Origin of the sequence: Cupriavidus sp. P-10, assembly GCF_003402535.2 — a bacterium.
Lineage (GTDB): Bacteria > Pseudomonadota > Gammaproteobacteria > Burkholderiales > Burkholderiaceae > Cupriavidus.
Genome location: NZ_AP025171.1, coordinates 2,721,180 through 2,737,100, shown reverse-complemented (window position 1 = coordinate 2,737,100; position 15,921 = coordinate 2,721,180). Strand labels below are relative to the sequence as shown.

The following is a 15,921-nucleotide window of genomic DNA, read 5'->3' as shown; positions in this document are numbered from 1 at the left end:
CGCGAGGACGCAGCCCGCATGGACAGCACCCTGCCCTCCACCGACCCCGCCGCGGCGCTGGACGCCGTGCTGCGCGAGGCCGGCCTGCGCTACGTCGAGGACGGCAGTTCCGGCATCACGCGGCGCCGCCAGGGCACCGGCTTCAGCTATATCAGGCCAGATGGCGAACGCGTGCGCGACCAGGCCACGCTGGCGCGCATTGCCGCGCTGGCCATTCCGCCGGCGTACGAGGCGGTGTGGATCTGCGCGGACGCGCGCGGTCACCTGCAGGCCACGGGGCGCGACGCGCGCGGACGCAAGCAGTACGTCTACCACCCCGAATGGGCGGCACTGCGCGATTCAGACAAGTACGGACGCCTGCCGGCCTTCGGCGCGGTGCTGCCACGGCTGCGTGCCCGCGCCGCGCGCGACCTGGGCCGCAACGGCATGCCGCGCGAGAAAGTGGTGGCCGCGGTGGTGGTGCTGCTCGATGCCACGCTGGTGCGCGTGGGCTCGCCGCGCTACGCGCAGCAGAACCGTACCTACGGCCTGACCACGCTGCGGCGCCGGCACGTGACCGTGCGCGGCAGCCGGCTGCGCTTCCAGTTCACCGGCAAGAGCGGCATTACCCATGATGTGTCGGTCAACGACCCGCGCCTGGCGCGGGTCGTGCGCAACTGCGCCGACCTGCCCGGCCAGCGGCTGTTCAAGTATCGCGACAGCGACGGCGAGATCCGCGAGATCGGCTCGGCCGACGTGAATGCCTACCTGAAGGAGGCCACGGGCGGCGAATTTACCGCGAAGGATTTCCGCACCTGGGCCGGCAGCGTGCATGCGCTGGCGATCCTGCGCAAACTGCCGGAAGCCGCCAGCGAAACCGCGCGCAAGAAGGCCGTGGCCGACGCCATCCGCGAGGTGGCGCACCAGCTGCGCAACACCATGGCGGTGTGCCGCAAATGCTATGTGCATCCGGGCGTCATTGACGCTTACCTGTGCGGCGAGCTGGAAGTTGGCGGGCGCGCGCCATCGGTGACCCGGCTGCGCGCGGACGAGGCCCGCCTGCTGCGGCTGCTGAGCGTGGCAGGGCGCGGCGATTAAAGGTCAACCAACGGGCCAACCGGCGGCCAACCGACCACCAACCGACGCCCGCGTCAGCACGGCAGGGGGCCGAGATAGCCGGGCAGCTCGCGTGCCCCCGTAGCATGCGCCAGGCGGAAGGCCTGCGCCAGCGCTATGGCAAAGTGATGCGCCGTGTCGAACGGACCCGGCACGTTGCGGCGGAAATAGTCGGCCCAGCGGAAATCCGGATAGGCGGTCTTGACCTTGCGATAACCGCCGGCGATTTGCACGAACGCCTCCAGGCTGCGGTAGGGATCGTCGCGCATGTCGTGGATGGCCTCGGGCAGTTCGGTCAGCGGCCGGCGGCGGCCGTGCTCGTCATACGGGTGGACCAGGTGGTTGGCGACCATGTGGCGCCAGAACGCGGGCGGATCGAGGTCGCTGATATCGGCTTGGACGAGCCCAGGCACGTGGGTCAGGCCGAGGTCGTGCCAGGCGCGCACCCAGTGGTGGTGGTCGACCACGTAGAGGCCTTGTTCCGGCCCGATCACCAGGTGGACGCGGTGCTTGTCGAGGAAGGCGGCGCGCGCCTCGGGCGGCACGCGGCGGGTCACGTGGACCTTTTGCGCGACGTGGTAGCCGCCGACGGTGATCTGGGTCGGGCGGAGCGCGTCCAGGGGCACCATCAGCTTGCTGCCGGGACGAAGTTTGCGGGGGTGGCGTGGCATGTTGGGGGCGGCGCGGCGCGTGGCCGCGCCGCGCAGGTTGTCTACAGCTCAGCTCTTGTTCAGCGTGCGCTCCGGCGAGATGCCGGCGCTGCCCGCTGTGCCGCTGCCAGTGTCCTCCCCACCGACCTCCGAGCCGGCGGCCCAGGCGGAGCCCCGGCCGCCTTGCGTTCCCATACGCAGCCGGTTGTCGACTTCGGTCACGCCGAACACGGCGTCAGCGATTTCCTCGATCACATACTTCTCCCGGCGCTCGCGCACCGTGCCATCCAGCGTGACCACGCCGTTGGCGACTTCCACGCTGACCTCGCCGACATCGATGTACGGGTTCATGGCGAGGCGTTCGCACACGTCTTCCCGCACGCGCTCGTCGGAGCGGCGATAGCCCTTGGGTCCGGTCACACGCCGGCCGGCGTGCTGTCCCTGCGTAGCCGCCTGCTGGCCGAAGGCCCGGCTGCGGCGATAGCCGGGATCGTCCGGATAGACCCGCTGCCCGCCGCTGAACGACTGGCCACCGCGGCCGGAATCGCCGTAGTAGCCACTGCCATAGGTCGGTTCGCCGCCACGCTGGCTGCGGTCGCGCTCCATGCCTTCGCGCCAGTGCATGGCACGGCCGCCCCGTTCGCCCCGTTCGCCCCGTTCGCCCCGTTCGCCCCGTTCGCCGCTGTCACGTTCGTCGCGCTCGCCGCCCCGGCCGCGCGGCCCGAAGCGGTCTTCATCGCGATAACCATAGCCCGATACGCGCTCCTGGCTGCGATAGCCGCTGTCCTGCGCCGACGGACTGTAGCCGCCATAGCCGCTGCTGTAAGGGTGGCCGGTGCCGCCCGCATCGGAGGCGCCATAGCCCGGCTGGCCCCAGCCGCCGCGGGTCTGGCCCGCGGGCGTGTCCTGCTGGTACCAGGGTCCGCCGTGGCGCGAGGATTCGCCGCCGCGGCCTTCGTTGCCGTAAGACTCGCTGCCATAGCGGCCCTGGCCCTCGCCACGCCACTCGCTGCGTCCCTCCCTGCGGCCTTCATTGCGACCTTCATTGCGCTGCTCGCCGCGCCAGTCTTCACCCCATTCCCGGCCCCAGTCTTCGGAGCCGCTGCCCCGGTTCTCGTCGCGCATGCCCGATGGCTGGCCGCCCTCGCGGCGCTGGCCCTGATTGCCCCCGCGGCTGCCGCGGTCGTTGCGGAAGTTGAACATTGCTTGCCTCCTGGCTGAATGGTCCGGCTGGGCTGTGCCTGCGCAGAGGCTGGCTGCGGCGCCGCCGGGCCGTTTGAAGTGCGGTGTTTCCTCCGGGAAAACCGCAAAATGAACCCGCAATAAACAACCAACAACCCGCAAAATCCGTGCCCCTTCGCTACCACGCCGGCTAGGCGCCGCGCGTGCCGCAGTGCTGTAAGGATTGCCGGGCGATGTAAGGGTTACGGGCGCCTGCCACGTCACCGCCGTGGGCGTGTTCGAAGCGCTGCGCCAAAGTGCCGAGTGGGTGCGGAGTACATCCCAGCGGCATGGAACTTGCGCGGCACGCGCATGGGCCCGCGTGTCCGCCACAGACAGGAGTCAGCCATGTCCACACCGAAGAGCGTCCCACCCCAGCACCAGGATCGCCAGCCGGGACTGGAAGCGCCCATGCGGCCGCAGCCGGACAGCGGCGCGGACGACTACGTCGGCAGCGGCCGCCTGCAAGGGCGCGTGGCGCTGGTCACGGGTGGCGACAGCGGTATCGGCCGCGCCATTGCCGTGGCCTTCGCGCGCGAAGGCGCCGACGTTGCCATCTCCTATCTCGACGAGCATGCCGATGCTCGCGAAACGGTCGAACTGGTTGAAGCCTCCGGGCGCAAGTGCCTCGCGATCGCAGGCGACCTTGCCGACTGCAGCCATGCCGAAGGGGTCGCGCGCCAGACGCTGCAGCAGTACGGCAAGCTCGATATCCTGGTCAACAACGCCGCCGAGCAGCATCCCAAGGAATCGCTGGAAGAGGTCGACGAAGGCCAGGTCGAGGCCACCTTCCGCACCAACGTCTTCGCCATGTTCCACCTGACGCGCGCGGTACTGCCGCACCTGAAGGCGGGCGCGTCGATCCTGAACACCACCTCGGTGACCGCGTATCGCGGCAGCAAGCACCTGCTCGACTACTCGGCGACCAAGGGCGCGATCGTGTCGTTCACGCGTTCGCTCGCGTTGCAGGTGGTCGAACGCGGCATCCGCGTCAATGGCGTCGCGCCGGGCCCGATCTGGACCCCGCTGATCCCGTCCACCTTCACTGCCGAAGAAGTCGCCGAGTTCGGGAAGAAGACGCCGATGGGCAGGCCGGGACAGCCGTTCGAAGTGGCGGCCGGCTATGTGTTCCTGGCCTCGGATGCGGCGAGCTATATCACGGGGCAGATCCTGCACATCAACGGTGGCGAGGTCGTCAACGGCTGAGCCGGCGCCGGTGCCGAGCGGGCCGTGCATGTAGTTCGGGAGCCGTGCTTGCAAAAATTGCACGTGCCACCCACCACCACGGCCGCCGCCGTGCAGATCCGGCGCGGGCGTGGCTCTTGCGAGCGGCTCGGGGACGTACCGCACCCTTTCATACCGCACCCTTTCATACCGCATCCATTCATCGAAACCAGGGAGCCACCATGTCACCGATCGTAGCGGGTCGCTTCGACTCCATCGCCACCGCCGAAGACGCGGCGCGGACCTTGTTCGCGCGCGGATTCTCGGTATGGGACGTTTCCATCATGTCGGTGCGCCGGCCCGACGAGGCCAGGGCAGCGGCGCAATCCGACGAGAACGCCGGCGAGGTGATGCTGGCCGCCTGCGTTGGCAATGGCCTGTCCTCGGTCGTGGTCGACGTGCTGCGCGAAGCCGGCGCCGGCCACCTGGAGCGCGCGCAGGGCTGCTGGGAATGCGGCCAGTGGACCGACTTCGACCCCAACGCGCACGGCGAGCCGGTGCAGGACGGGGAAGGAGAATTCTGGCCGCGGCCGCTGGCACGGGAATCGGTGGCCGAGCAGTCCACCGGCAACGAAGACCCGGGCAGCGAGCTCGAGCATTTCGTTGACCAGAAGCGTGCGGAACACAACTGAACGGCGCGACCGCGCCAGCCCCCGGAACGGCAAGGATATTGCCGAGCTGGCGCGGCTGCGCCCCACGCAACTGACGCTGGGCTATACCCACGTCAGCCACAAGAAGGAAGTCACGCGGCGCCACGCGGACCGCAATGACCTCGCGCAGCTGCGTCGTTTCATGCGCAGCCACCGCATCAAGACCGTGGTGGGTCCCGGTGGCGCTCTCTATATCGTCGATCACCATCACTGGGCCCGCGCCTGGCTTGAACTGGGATACCAGTGGGCGCCGGTGCGCATCCTGCGCGACCTGAGCAAACTGGCACCGTCGGCCTTCTGGAAGCGCATGGGCCAGCTCGGCCATGTCCACCCGTACGACGAACACGGCAAGCTCCGGGGCCGCAGGGCGCTGCCGCCCACCGTGATGGGCATGCGCGACGACCCATACCGCAGCCTTGCGGCGTTCGCGCGCGAGGCCGGTGCCTACCGCAAGCCGGGCAGCGCCTATGGGGATTTTCGCTGGGCCGGCTTCCTGCGCGATCGGGTGGTACAGGATGTCCACAGCATCGCGGGCTTTGGCCTGGCGCTGTCGGAATCCATCAAGCTGGCGCGCAGCAGCAAGGCCAGGCGGCTGCCTGGCTATTGCGGCGGGCCACAGAACGGCGAGGCGGGGAAGAGCTGAAAAGGGAAGAACCGAAGCGGCGCGGCAGCATGCACGACGCCGGTGGCGCGTCGTCCCCGCGTCGGGAGCGACGGGATACAGGAACGCGCCAGCGCTCTGACTTTTTCCTTGGGCAATCTCTATTTGTGCTTGGGCAGCTTCTTTGTCTTGGTCGAGGCCATCTTGTCGAGTTCCTTTTCGCTCATCGACTTGTACATCGAGCGCGAAGCACCCTTCAGCGATCCGGCCTTGGTGTCCCCGCGCTTGGCGGAGAGCGCCGCTCCGGCGGCCTGCTGTTGTGCCTTCGATTTGGCTGGCATGTCAGTCTCCTTGGGGTGGGGTGATAGACAAACACAATGCGGACGACGCGGCATCGGCCCCGGCGTGAGCGGCAACGCCGCAGCGATGCCGCTCACGCCGGGGCCTGCCAGCCGCCGTCGCCCGCTGGACGGCCGGAACGCTATATCCGGCCGAGAACCACGAGCAGCAGCACGATCAGGACGATCAGGCCCAGGCCGCCGCTTGGCCAGTAACCCCAGCCGGAACTGTACGGCCAGGCCGGCAGGGCACCCAACAGCAGCAGGACAAGAATGATCAGAAGGATAGTGCCGATTCCCATGGCTTGCTCCTTGTTCGTGGATCGGGGAAGCCGGGGGCTTCCGTTCCGAAGCGGCCGCGCATCTGAAAGGCCACTGCTCAAGGTTCAGCCTAGGTCAAGGCTCGCCCGCGTCCCTCCGGGCAGGGACTGATATCGGTGTAGGAATCGGACGACGCCGGGCACTGCAAGGCTCTCGTGGCGCACTGCACGGCGGCTGGGGCAGCACATTGCCACGTTGTTGCCGCGCGTTCAGCCCGCCTCGGTCAGGCCGTGCTCGACCGCGTAGACTGCCACCTGCACGCGGCTGGCCAGGTTCAGCTTCTTCAAAATGTTCTGCACGTGGATCTTTACCGTGCTTTCTGCCACGCCGAGATCGCGCGCGATCTCCTTGTTGCTTTCGCCGCGCGCCAGCCCCTGCACGATCTCGCGCTCGCGCGCGGTCAGGCGTGGCGCGTCGTCGTGGCGCGGCGCCGCAGCGGGCGCCGGCGCGCGGAACTGCGCCACCAGCTTGGCCGTCATGCTGTCGGAGATCACCGGCTCGCCCGCGGCGGCGCGGCGGATGCCGGCGATCAGCGCCTCGGTCTCGATGTTCTTGATCAGGTAGCCGCGCGCACCGCTGCGCAGCGCGGTGGCCAGTTCCTCGGCTTCCTCGGACACCGTCAGCACGATCACCGCGGTCTGCGGCAGGTCTTCCACCAGCAGTTGCAGCGCCTCCAGTCCCGACAGGCCAGGCATGTTGAGGTCCAGCAGGATCACGTCGGGGCGATGCTGCTTGGCACGCTTGATCCCCTCCACGCCGTCGGCGGCTTCGTCGACAATCTCGAAGTCGGTCTGGCGCTGCAGCAGCGCGCGGATGCCGGAGCGGAACAGGGTGTGGTCGTCGATCAGCAGGATGCGGATGGTCATGGCTGGGTCTCGGGGTTCTGTGGGGCGCGGCGCGGCAGCACCAGCTCGATGCGCACGCCGCGCCCCGGGGCGGCCCGCACGTGCAGCTGCGCGCCCAGGCGGGCGGCGCGCTCGCGCATGATGTTCAGGCCGATATGCGCTTCGGCGCGCGTGGCCGGTTCGGCGGGATCGAAGCCTTCGCCGTCGTCCTCCACCACCAGGCGGAAGTCGCGGCCGTGGCTGAGCGCCACCGTCACGTGCGCGGCCAGGGCGTGCTTGCGCACGTTGGACAGTGCTTCCTGCAGGATGAAGAGCACCTGCAGCTGCTGTTCCGGCGACAGCGGCCGGCCGCCCGCGCCGATGCCGTCGGCTTGTTCGTCGATGGTGAGCGTGGCTTCGGTGCGGCACTGGCGGCGGAAGCGCGCCACGGTGTCTTCCACTGCCGGGCGCAGTTCGCCGCCGCCCAGGCGCGAGCGGAAATTGTTGAGCAGCTCGCGCACGTCCTGGTAGCTCTCCTCCACGCCGTGGCGCAGCATCGGCACGATCTCGCGGGTCTCGGCCAGGTCGTCGCGCGCGACCGCGTCGTCGAGCAGTTGCACCTGCAGGTTCAGGTAGTTCAGGCCCTGCGCGATGCTGTCGTGCAGGCCCTGTGCCACCAGGTTGCGTTCTTCGACCACCGCGAGCTGGCGCGCCGTCGCCGACAGCCGCAGGTGCTCCAGCGCAGTGCCCAGGTGCTGGCCCAGCGTTTCGAGCAGTTGCCGGTCGGAGGCGGGCAGCGTGCGCTGGGCGCGGAAATGCAGCGCGAACACACCGGTGGCGCCGCGCTGGCTTTCGATGCGGAATGCCGCCAGCGCCTGGAAGCCGTTGCGCGCGCACGGCGTGCTGTCCTGCGCCCCGGCGTCGGGTTGCCCCACGCCGCCTGCGCGGCGCGTGCCGCGCAGGTCGGCGATCGTGACCACCGCTTCGCGCGTGGCCTCGCCGCAATGGCAGGCATCGGCGGCGGCGCAGGACGCGGCCTCAGCCAGCGCCACGGGCAAGCCCGCGCTGGCCAGCAGGTGCATGCGGCCGTTGCGCGGGTCGAGCACGCGCACGCTGCCGCCCTCGGCGTCGAACTGGCGCATCACGCGCGCCAGGAAGCCGCGCACCATGGTGTCTGCATCGCTGGCCTGGTTCAAAAGCGCCGCCATGTCGTACAGCGTCTCCAGGTCGCGGTTCTGGCGCTCCAGCTCGGCGGTCTTCTGCGCCACCCGCGCCTCCAGGTCGCTGTACAGGCCCTGCAGTTCGCCGGCCATGCGGTTGAAGCCTTCGCAGAGGGTGCCGAACTCGTCGCGGGTCTCCACCGGCAGGCGCAGCGAGAACTCGCGTGCGGCCATGCGCCGCAGGCCGTCCTGCAGCCGCAGCACCGGCAGGATGATCCACAGGTAGAGCAGGTAGATCACCGCCACGGTGCCGACGCAGGCCATCAGCGCCAGCGCCGTCTGCGACAGGCGCAGCAGGTCGGTCTTGCGCGCGCTGTCGCGCTCGATCATGCCGACCAGCGTGTCGGCCTGGGCCACGAAGCCGGGCAGCGCGGCGATATAGCGTGCCGGCGCGGTGCTGTCGGCGCCGGCCATGGCGATCGGGCGCAGGTGGGCGTGCCAGTCCCTGGTGACGCGCTCGAGCTGGGCGTGGATGGCGGGTTCATCGGGCAGGAACAGCGGGCGCGACGGGTTGCCCTGGCGCAGCTGCGCCAGCGTGCCGTCCAGCGCCTGCACCTGCATCGCCAGCGCATTGCCGCGCTGCGCGTGCGCGAGTGTCAGCTCGATCGCAACCCGGTTGGCGCGCATGCGCAGGCTGCCGGCGTCATTGATGGCGGCGCCGGCGCCTTCGAGCTTCCACGACAGCCACAGCGTGCCGGAGATCATGCCGAGCACCACCAGCAGCACGGCCAGCGACAGCGAGATGATGCGCGTGGAAAGGCGATGGCGCAGCGGTGTGGCGGCCTGCGCTTCGGCCGGGGGATCGGCCGGGGGGGCGGCCAGTAGATCGGCCGGTAGATCGGTGTAAGGCATGGGTTCGGTATCGGGGGCTACCTGTCAGGGGAACGCCGGCGTCTGTCAGTCGCGCGCGCGTCTGGAAGGCAATTTTCCGCGTGACAGGCCCCGCACTACCTGCGCCAGATCAACAAAACGCGACGTTCGCCCGTACGCATGTGCGTGCGGCGTCGCATTTTCCGGCCGGCCTTGCGTGTACGTCGAGCGGAAATGGTGCTGCGTCCGACGCGATTCACATATCACGTTGTGATATATCGACACGCCGACCCGCCTTACACCGGTTATTGACGGCCGACTTATCCCCGATCAAATCCCCACGCCGGGCGGCGCCCTAGCATCCGGTCAATACCGGTCCGGAGAATCCACACCATGTCTGATGGCATCGATACCCTGGTGCAGCAGCACCGCAGTTGCGACGCCGCGCTCGCACGCCTGGAAGGCGCGCTGCGCGAAGGCGACTGGACACAGGCCGCCGCGGCGTTCGCCGGGCTGGAGGCCGCGCTCGGCGGCAACTTCGGCGCGGAAGAGGCGCGGCTGTTCCCCGCCTTCGAACAGGCCACCGGCATGGCCGGCGGCCCAACCGCCGTCATGCGCCACGAACACGATGAAGTGCGCGCGCTGATGGACAACGTGCGCGAATGGCTGTCGCTGCGCGACGGCAATGCGCTCGCGGCAGAGACCGACACGCTGGTGGTGCTGCTGCAGCAGCACAACATCAAGGAAGAAAACGTGCTGTTCCCGATGTGCCGCGCGCACGTGCCGGACCTTGATGCCGTGCTGCATGGCATCGCGTAGCGCTGGCGAGGCAAGGCAACCGGGATGAAAGCCGCCAACCTCGACTACGAGCGCGCGCCGCGCCCCGCGGTGGTGTTCGGCTGCCTGGTGCCGGCGCCATGGCTGGGCGCCGCGGCAGGGCTGCTGCTCGCGGCGGGGCCCGCTGACGGCTTGCCGGACCGCTTTGCGCCACTGGCGCTGGTGGCGGTCCATGTGCTCGCGCTGGGCATGCTGATGCCGGTGATGGTGGGCGCGTTGTTCCAGATGATGCCGGTGGTGGCGGGCGTGGCCGTGCCGGGTGTCGGCGTGCTCGCGCCATTTGTCGCCGTTGCCGGTGCCGGCGTGGCCGCCGGGCTGGGCTTCGGGCTGCTCGGCGGCGCCCCGGCAGGCATGCAGGCCGCCGCCGCGGCCGGCGTGCTGCTGCTGCTGGCTGGCGCGCTGTTGCTCGCAGCCGGGCGGCGCGTGGTCGCGGTAGACGCCACCACGCGCACGCTGACCGGCATCGGCGCGCCGCTGCTGGCCGCGGCGCTGTGCGGCATCGCGCTGGCCGGCACCTTCGGCGGCTGGTGGCAGGTGCCGGTGGCGCCGGTGCTGGGCATGCATATGGCCTGGGCGCTGGGCGGCTGGCTGGCGGCGCTGCTGACCGGCGTGGCCAACACGGTCTTGCCGATGTTCTGGCAGACGCGGCGCCTGCCCGCGGCACTGGCGTGCGGCCTGCCGATGGCGCATTGGGTGCCGCTGGCGCTGTTCAGCATGGCAACCCTCTTGTGGCCTGGGCAACCTGCCTTGGGCCAGGCGTTGCTGCTGGCGTGGCTGGCCTTTGTCGCCGTGGTGGCCGCCTGCGGGCTGGCCGGCACGCTGCGCGCGCGGCGCCGCCAGGATCCGCTGTGGCTGCTGTGGCCGGTGGCCTGCGCCAGCATGCTGGGTGCCGCCGTGCTGGGCGCGGCGGCGATCGTGTGGCCGGATTCGGACGTACCGCTGGCGTGGTGGGCCGGCACCATGGCGCTGGTCGGCAGCGGCGTGCTGCCGGTCACGGCGATGCTCGGCAAGATCGTGCCGTTCCTGGTCTGGCTGCATTTGCGCCGGCTGCTGCCGCCGCGCGCGCGCGCGCCGGCCATGCAGGCCATCATCGTGCCCGCCCGGCAACGCCGCCAGTCTTGGTTGCTGCTGGCAGCCTACGGGCTGCTGCTGGCGCTGCCGCTGGCACCCCTGCCGCTGGCCCGCGCCGGCGGCCTGCTGCTCGCCGCGGCCAATGCGTGGCTGGGCTGGCAATTGTTGTCCGCGTTGCGCTGCATGCGGCAGATGCGCCGCCGTGGCGGCCTGCCGCCGCGCCATGCGGCCCGGAATGCTGAAGGCAGTCATGTCGAAGGAGGTCATCACCATGGGTGAAGCCATCAACCTGGAAGCGCTGCCATTGTTCCGCGGCGTCGATGCAGCCGTGGTGGCGCAGTTGCGCGCCGCGGCAACGCTGTGCTGCCTGCGCAAGGGCGAATACCTGTTCCGTGGCGGCGAGCCAGGTGCCGGCCTGACGATCGTGCTGGAGGGCCTGGTCAAGCTGGCGCTGCAGCCACCGGCCGGCGACGAAGCCGCCGGCGAGCGCGCCATCGAAGTCTTCGGTCCGGGCGCGGCCTTCGGCGAAGACCTGCTCTGCCTCGACGTGCCGGGGCGCATGGCCTGCCAGGCGCAGACGCGCACGCTGGTGCTGCAGATCGGCAAGACGGCGCTGTGGCAGGCCGTCATGCAGGATCCGCTGCTGGCCGCGCAGTTGCTGCGCAACCTGTCGGGCCGATTGCATGGGCTGATGCGCGATATCGAGGCGATCAGCCTGCAGACCGCGCTGCAGCGTGTGGCGGGCTTCCTGCGCGAGCAGGCGTTCGCCACGCGGCGCACCTGGCTGGCCTGCACGCAGCGCGTGATTGCGTCAAAGCTGGGGATCACGCCCGAGACCCTGTCGCGCGTGATGCACAGGTTCTGCGCCGAGCGGCTGGTGCGGATCGAGCGCGGCAAGATCTACCTGATCGATCCGGATGGGTTGGCGCGCCAGGCCGGCCCGGGCGAGCTGGCGGCGGCCTGACGGCCGCTCGGGGAGTCAGGCGCCGCGTGCAGGCGAACCGGCACGCGCCAACAGCGCTCAGGCCGTGGCCGCTGCCTTGGCCGGCATCAGTGCCGCAGGCTTTTCCCCCGTCATCAGGTAGTGGATCAGCTCGGCCACCGGGCGGATCGCTTCGCCGAACGGCAGCGCACCCTTGCCGCGAAAGAACAGCCCGCGCTCCACGTCGCCGCGTACCGCCTGCGCCAGCTTGAGGTCGATGCAGAACTGGCCGATGCGCGCGATGCCGTCGCGCAGGCCGCACGATTGCAGGCAATCGAACCCTTCCAGGCACTCGCGTACCTTGGCGCGGCGCTGCAGCCTGGCCTCGCTCGACAGGTAGCGCGACAGCCACGGCGTCAGCACCGCGCGCGCCGGCAGGCCGGCAACGCTGGTGAACTCGCGCAGCGTCTCGGGCCGCGCGGTGGCCAGCACCTGCTTGAAGGCCGGATGCGCATCGCATTCCTCGGTGACGGCAAAGGCGGTGCCGAGCTGCACCGCGGCGGCACCCTCGTTGAGCCAGTGGCGCACCTTGGCATGGCTGTCGATGCCGCCGGCCACGATCAGCGGGATGCTGTCCCATGCGAGGCCCAGCGACTGGAACAGCTCGCGGCATTCGGCCAGCACGCGCGAGAACGAAAAACGCGGCTCGGACAGGTCCTGGATCGTCGCCGCGCCAAGGTGGCCGCCGGCATGGGCCGGGTGCTCGACCACGATGGCATCGGGCAGCCGGCCCTTCTTCATCCAGCGGCGCAGCACCAGGCCGATGCCGCGCGACTCGGACAGGATCGGGATCAGCGCCACTTTGGGGTGGTCGGCGGCCAGTTCCGGCAGGTCCAGTGGCAGTCCGGCGCCCATCACGATGGCATCGGCGCCGCTTTCGCAAGCCTGGCGCACCAGCGAGGCGTGCGAGCCCACCGCCTTCATCACATTGACCGCAATCAGCCCGCGGCCTCCCGACAACATGCGCGCGGCGCGGATTTCGCGGTCGAGCGCCTCCAGGTTGGCGGCCTCGATGCCGGCCTTGTCGCGCACGCCGCGGGTGCGTGCCATCAGGTCGGGGTGGTGGTGGCGCAGGTCGATGCTGGCGATGGTGCCCACGCCGTTCTCGCGTGCCACTGCGCCGGCAAGCCGGTGCGCCGAGATGCCGATGCCCATGCCGCCCTGCACGATGGGCAACAGGCGGCGGCCGGCCAGCTTCAGCCAGTGTTCGTTCATAAAAGGGATCTCCGGAAGGTGAATCGCGTGTGGCCGGCAGCCGGCCTGGCGCGGGGGGGTGACTGGCGAAGCGTGGCACAGCGGAAAGACCCTGCGTTTGCCGCAGGTCAAGCGCACGGGCGCTGACTGCCATCGGCCTACGCCGACCGGCATACGCCGGCGCGAGCCATGTGCCATTGGTGCCGGTTTGCGCGGGATCAAGCCCCTGCCGCCAGCGCGTGGCTAGCATCGGCCGCTGTTCTTGTCCTGTTTCCCTTGTCCCTGCTTTCCACACCATGACAACTGCCTGTACTGGCCCGGATGCGGCCACCGTTGCGCCTGCCTGCGCGCCACGCCGGCCCCAGCTGGTTGCACCCGCCGGGTCGCTGGCGGCGCTGCGCATGGCGCTGCAGCACGGCGCCGACGCGGTCTACCTGGGCCTGCGCGATGCCACCAATGCCCGCAACTTTGGCGGCCTGAATTTCACCGAGGCCGACATCCGCACCGGCGTCGCGGAAGCCCATGCGCGCGGTGCCGAAGTGCTGTTCGCGATCAACACCTTCGCGCAGATGGGCGCGGTGGCGCAGTGGCACCGCGCCGTCGACGCCGCCGCTGAACTGGGTGCCGATGCGGTCATCATGGCCGACGCCGGGCTGATGGGCTATGCCTGCGAGCGCCATCCCCGGCTGCGCCTGCACCTGTCGGTGCAGGGCTCGGCCACGCACGCCGATGCCATCGAACTGATGCGCGAGCGCTTCAATATCCGCCGCGTGGTGCTGCCGCGGGTGCTGTCGCTGGCGCAGATCGGCAAGCTCGCGCGGCAGACCAGTGTCGAACTGGAAGTGTTCGGCTTCGGCAGCCTGTGCGTGATGGCCGAAGGGCGCTGCCTGCTGTCCTCCTACGCGACCGGCGATTCGCCCAACAACAAGGGGGTCTGCTCGCCGGCGCATGCGGTGCGCTGGACCGAGCAGGACGGCACCATGCAGGCGCGCCTGTCCGGCATCCTGATCGACAGCTACGCGCCCGGCGAGCCGGCCGGCTATCCGACGCTGTGCAAGGGCCGCTTCGAGGTGGAGGGCGAGCGCGGCTATGTGCTGGAAGAGCCAACCAGCCTCAACGCGCTGTCGCTGCTGCCCGCGCTGGTCGGCATGGGCATTGCCGCGATCAAGATCGAAGGCCGGCAGCGCAGCCCGCGCTATGTCGCCGATGTGGTCGGCGTGCTGCGCGCGGCCATCGACGACGCCTGCGGCGATCCCGCGCGCTTCGCGCCGCGCCAGGAATGGCAGGCCACGCTGGGCCGCCATGCCGAGGGCGACCAGGTGACCCAGGGCGCCTACGACCGGCCATGGCGGTGATGCCAATGGACGCGACCTGCCCCGATCCCGCCGCCTTCGCCACGATGGACACTGCCATGCCCGACACCGCCGCGGCCACCGTGCCGCAACCGGCTGCACAAGCCGCCGCACAAGCCGCCGCACAAGCCGCTACACAAGCCACATCACGACCCGCCGCCGCGGGCTTTGGCATTGCCCTCGGTCCGCTGCTGTATTACTGGCCACGCGAGCGCGTGCTGCAGTTCTACGCCTCGGTCGCCGACGCCCCGGTGGACCGCGTCTACCTCGGCGAGACCGTCTGCACGCGGCGCCACGAACTGCGCCACGCGCAATGGCTGGAGATCGCGCAGATGCTGCGCGATGCCGGCAAGGAGGTGGTGCTGTCCACGCCGGTGCTGGTGGAGTCCGATACCGACATCGCCTGGATGCGCCGCGCCTGCGATCAGCACGGCTATCTGGTCGAGGCCAACGACCTTGGCGCGGTGCGCTGCATGGGCGGGCGGCCGTTCATCGCCGGCCCGCACCTGAACGTCTACCATGCCGACACACTGGCCTGGCTGGCGAAGCAGGGCGCGGCCGGTTGCGTCGTGCCGGTGGAAATGGACGGCCGCACGCTGGCCGCGCTGGCCGCGGCGCGGCCGGGCGGCACCACGGTCGAGGCCTTTGTCTGGGGCCGCATGCCGCTGGCGTTCTCGGCGCGCTGCTTTACCGCGCGCCACCATCGCCTGCGCAAGGACAGCTGCGAGTTCCGTTGCATGGACTACCCCGACGGGCTGGTCGCCGCCACAGGCGATGGCCAGGCGTTCTTCACGCTCAACGGCGTGCAGACACAGAGCGCGACCTGCCTGGACCTGTGCGGCGAGGCGCTCGCCATGGCCGCGATGGGCGTCGACCTGCTGCGCGTCAGCCCGCATTCGACCGGCACGCTGGAGGTGGTGCAGCAACTGGCGGCGATCCGCGCGGGCGCGCGCGCGCCGGCACCCAGCGGCATCGTGCCGGCGGGAGCGCAGCCGTGCAACGGCTACTGGCATGGCAGCGCCGGCATTGCGTGGGAGGCACGGGCATGAACACTTTGCACAAGCTGATGACCGGCGTGCATCGCCGCATGCCGGCGCGGGCACGCGCGCTGCCGCTGGTGGCGGCGCTGGAGCTGGCGCGCCGCGCCGGCTGGCTGGAGCCGCCGGCTGCGCTGGAAGGCCATGTATTCCTGCTGACGCTACAGGACCTGGGGCTGGAAGTGCCGTTCCGCTGCGAAGGCGGGCGCTTCCGCACCGCCGCTGCCGGCGGCGGCGAACCCGCGCTGACGCTGCGCGCCGCCGCGGTGGACTACCTGCGGCTGCTCGGCGGCGAGGCCGATACCGACACGCTGTTCTTCCAGCGCAAGCTGGTGATCAGCGGCGACACCGCGCTCGGGCTTGAGGTCAAGTACTGGCTCGATGCGGCGCCGCGGCCGGCGTGGGTCAGCCAGGCGGCGGCTCGGCTGGTGGCGCTGCAGGGTGCGCTGGCGGTACGCGCGGGTTAGCCGGCGACATGGCCCGGCCACAGGCGG

The 15,921-nt window shown here is 70.2% G+C and carries 17 protein-coding genes; 10 read left to right on the top strand and 7 right to left on the bottom strand.

Features of this window, described 5'->3' with window-relative positions; all coding sequences use genetic code 11:
* The first annotated feature begins 18 nt into the window (after window positions 1–18).
* Window positions 19–1,077, top strand: coding sequence for a DNA topoisomerase IB (locus tag CTP10_RS29210; protein ID WP_116319018.1), 1,059 nt, complete (start codon window positions 19–21; stop codon window positions 1,075–1,077).
* Between the two features lie 53 nt (window positions 1,078–1,130).
* Here CTP10_RS29210 and CTP10_RS29205 read toward each other — a convergent pair whose 3' ends face one another.
* Complete coding sequence (locus CTP10_RS29205) at window positions 1,131–1,766, bottom strand: ParB-like protein (RefSeq protein ID WP_116319017.1); 636 nt, start codon at window positions 1,764–1,766, stop codon at window positions 1,131–1,133.
* A 48-nt stretch (window positions 1,767–1,814) separates the two neighbouring features.
* Window positions 1,815–2,948 (bottom strand): BON domain-containing protein, encoded by a 1,134-nt coding sequence (locus tag CTP10_RS29200; protein WP_116319016.1) that lies wholly within the window; start codon window positions 2,946–2,948, stop codon window positions 1,815–1,817.
* Window positions 2,949–3,314: 366 nt separating this feature from the next.
* Between CTP10_RS29200 and CTP10_RS29195 the strand changes: the two genes are divergently transcribed.
* The 3 genes from CTP10_RS29195 (at window position 3,315) to CTP10_RS29185 (ending at window position 5,483) form a co-directional block, all read left to right on the top strand.
* Complete coding sequence (locus CTP10_RS29195; RefSeq protein WP_116319015.1) at window positions 3,315–4,172, top strand: SDR family oxidoreductase; 858 nt, start codon at window positions 3,315–3,317, stop codon at window positions 4,170–4,172.
* A gap of 200 nt (window positions 4,173–4,372) precedes the next feature.
* Window positions 4,373–4,822 (top strand): hypothetical protein, encoded by a 450-nt coding sequence (locus CTP10_RS29190; protein WP_233528089.1) that lies wholly within the window; start codon window positions 4,373–4,375, stop codon window positions 4,820–4,822.
* On the top strand, window positions 4,806–5,483 hold the full coding sequence (locus CTP10_RS29185; RefSeq protein WP_233528088.1) for a ParB-like protein: 678 nt from the start codon (window positions 4,806–4,808) through the stop codon (window positions 5,481–5,483). The genes CTP10_RS29190 and CTP10_RS29185 overlap by 17 nt, the downstream gene beginning before the upstream one ends.
* A 119-nt stretch (window positions 5,484–5,602) precedes the next feature.
* Here the strand turns inward: CTP10_RS29185 and CTP10_RS29180 are convergent, their stop codons facing one another.
* From CTP10_RS29180 to CTP10_RS29165, 4 genes are all read right to left on the bottom strand, one after another.
* A complete protein-coding gene (locus tag CTP10_RS29180) occupies window positions 5,603–5,782 on the bottom strand; it encodes a DUF3008 family protein (protein ID WP_116319012.1) in 180 nt (59 codons plus the stop codon).
* Window positions 5,783–5,922: 140 nt separating this feature from the next.
* Window positions 5,923–6,081 (bottom strand): DUF3309 family protein, encoded by a 159-nt coding sequence (locus tag CTP10_RS29175; RefSeq protein WP_084254457.1) that lies wholly within the window; start codon window positions 6,079–6,081, stop codon window positions 5,923–5,925.
* Between the two features lie 228 nt (window positions 6,082–6,309).
* Complete coding sequence (locus tag CTP10_RS29170; RefSeq protein ID WP_116319011.1) at window positions 6,310–6,966, bottom strand: response regulator; 657 nt, start codon at window positions 6,964–6,966, stop codon at window positions 6,310–6,312.
* Window positions 6,963–8,996: a type IV pili methyl-accepting chemotaxis transducer N-terminal domain-containing protein gene (locus tag CTP10_RS29165; RefSeq protein ID WP_116319010.1), complete on the bottom strand. Its 2,034-nt coding sequence runs from the start codon at window positions 8,994–8,996 to the stop codon at window positions 6,963–6,965. Before CTP10_RS29165 ends, CTP10_RS29170 begins: the two co-directional genes overlap by 4 nt.
* Before the next feature lie 351 nt (window positions 8,997–9,347).
* Between CTP10_RS29165 and CTP10_RS29160 the strand changes: the two genes are divergently transcribed.
* Genes CTP10_RS29160 through CTP10_RS29150 form a run of 3 tightly spaced genes read left to right on the top strand, consistent with a single transcriptional unit; the run spans window position 9,348 to window position 11,826 of the window.
* Complete coding sequence (locus CTP10_RS29160) at window positions 9,348–9,773, top strand: hemerythrin domain-containing protein (protein ID WP_116319009.1); 426 nt, start codon at window positions 9,348–9,350, stop codon at window positions 9,771–9,773.
* A gap of 24 nt (window positions 9,774–9,797) precedes the next feature.
* Window positions 9,798–11,141, top strand: coding sequence for a hypothetical protein (locus CTP10_RS29155; protein ID WP_116319008.1), 1,344 nt, complete (start codon window positions 9,798–9,800; stop codon window positions 11,139–11,141).
* Window positions 11,113–11,826, top strand: coding sequence for a Crp/Fnr family transcriptional regulator (locus CTP10_RS29150; RefSeq protein ID WP_233528087.1), 714 nt, complete (start codon window positions 11,113–11,115; stop codon window positions 11,824–11,826). The genes CTP10_RS29155 and CTP10_RS29150 overlap by 29 nt, the downstream gene beginning before the upstream one ends.
* 57 nt (window positions 11,827–11,883) lie before the next feature.
* On the opposite strand, the gene CTP10_RS29145 is transcribed toward CTP10_RS29150, so the two are convergent.
* A complete protein-coding gene (locus tag CTP10_RS29145) occupies window positions 11,884–13,059 on the bottom strand; it encodes an NAD(P)H-dependent flavin oxidoreductase (RefSeq protein WP_116319007.1) in 1,176 nt (391 codons plus the stop codon).
* A gap of 275 nt (window positions 13,060–13,334) precedes the next feature.
* Here CTP10_RS29145 and ubiU point away from each other — a divergent pair, with 275 nt between their 5' ends.
* From ubiU to ubiT, 3 genes are read left to right on the top strand one after another with little or no spacing between them, the layout of a single operon-like run.
* Window positions 13,335–14,393, top strand: coding sequence for a ubiquinone anaerobic biosynthesis protein UbiU (gene ubiU / locus CTP10_RS29140; protein ID WP_442875209.1), 1,059 nt, complete (start codon window positions 13,335–13,337; stop codon window positions 14,391–14,393).
* 5 nt (window positions 14,394–14,398) lie between these two features.
* Complete coding sequence (locus CTP10_RS29135; protein WP_233528086.1) at window positions 14,399–15,439, top strand: U32 family peptidase; 1,041 nt, start codon at window positions 14,399–14,401, stop codon at window positions 15,437–15,439.
* Window positions 15,436–15,894 carry a ubiquinone anaerobic biosynthesis accessory factor UbiT gene (ubiT, locus tag CTP10_RS29130; RefSeq protein ID WP_116319005.1) on the top strand — a complete coding sequence of 153 codons (459 nt, stop codon included), beginning with the start codon at window positions 15,436–15,438 and terminating at the stop codon, window positions 15,892–15,894. Before CTP10_RS29135 ends, ubiT begins: the two co-directional genes overlap by 4 nt.
* The last annotated feature ends 27 nt before the right edge of the window (window positions 15,895–15,921 follow it).

What these genes read in the sequence shown, in the direction of transcription:
- CTP10_RS29175 (WP_084254457.1), bottom strand. Translation starts at nt 6,081, where the DNA reads ATGGGAATCGGCACTATCCTTCTGATCATTCTTGTCCTGCTGCTGTTG.
- CTP10_RS29195 (WP_116319015.1), top strand. Translation starts at nt 3,315, where the DNA reads ATGTCCACACCGAAGAGCGTCCCACCCCAGCACCAGGATCGCCAGCCG.
- CTP10_RS29150 (WP_233528087.1), top strand. Translation starts at nt 11,113, where the DNA reads ATGTCGAAGGAGGTCATCACCATGGGTGAAGCCATCAACCTGGAAGCG.
- CTP10_RS29135 (WP_233528086.1), top strand. Translation starts at nt 14,399, where the DNA reads ATGGACGCGACCTGCCCCGATCCCGCCGCCTTCGCCACGATGGACACT.
- CTP10_RS29160 (WP_116319009.1), top strand. Translation starts at nt 9,348, where the DNA reads ATGTCTGATGGCATCGATACCCTGGTGCAGCAGCACCGCAGTTGCGAC.
- CTP10_RS29170 (WP_116319011.1), bottom strand. Translation starts at nt 6,966, where the DNA reads ATGACCATCCGCATCCTGCTGATCGACGACCACACCCTGTTCCGCTCC.
- CTP10_RS29165 (WP_116319010.1), bottom strand. Translation starts at nt 8,996, where the DNA reads ATGCCTTACACCGATCTACCGGCCGATCTACTGGCCGCCCCCCCGGCC.
- CTP10_RS29155 (WP_116319008.1), top strand. Translation starts at nt 9,798, where the DNA reads ATGAAAGCCGCCAACCTCGACTACGAGCGCGCGCCGCGCCCCGCGGTG.
- CTP10_RS29210 (WP_116319018.1), top strand. Translation starts at nt 19, where the DNA reads ATGGACAGCACCCTGCCCTCCACCGACCCCGCCGCGGCGCTGGACGCC.
- CTP10_RS29190 (WP_233528089.1), top strand. Translation starts at nt 4,373, where the DNA reads ATGTCACCGATCGTAGCGGGTCGCTTCGACTCCATCGCCACCGCCGAA.
- CTP10_RS29200 (WP_116319016.1), bottom strand. Translation starts at nt 2,948, where the DNA reads ATGTTCAACTTCCGCAACGACCGCGGCAGCCGCGGGGGCAATCAGGGC.
- CTP10_RS29205 (WP_116319017.1), bottom strand. Translation starts at nt 1,766, where the DNA reads ATGCCACGCCACCCCCGCAAACTTCGTCCCGGCAGCAAGCTGATGGTG.
- ubiU (WP_442875209.1), top strand. Translation starts at nt 13,335, where the DNA reads ATGACAACTGCCTGTACTGGCCCGGATGCGGCCACCGTTGCGCCTGCC.
- CTP10_RS29180 (WP_116319012.1), bottom strand. Translation starts at nt 5,782, where the DNA reads ATGCCAGCCAAATCGAAGGCACAACAGCAGGCCGCCGGAGCGGCGCTC.
- ubiT (WP_116319005.1), top strand. Translation starts at nt 15,436, where the DNA reads ATGAACACTTTGCACAAGCTGATGACCGGCGTGCATCGCCGCATGCCG.
- CTP10_RS29145 (WP_116319007.1), bottom strand. Translation starts at nt 13,059, where the DNA reads ATGAACGAACACTGGCTGAAGCTGGCCGGCCGCCGCCTGTTGCCCATC.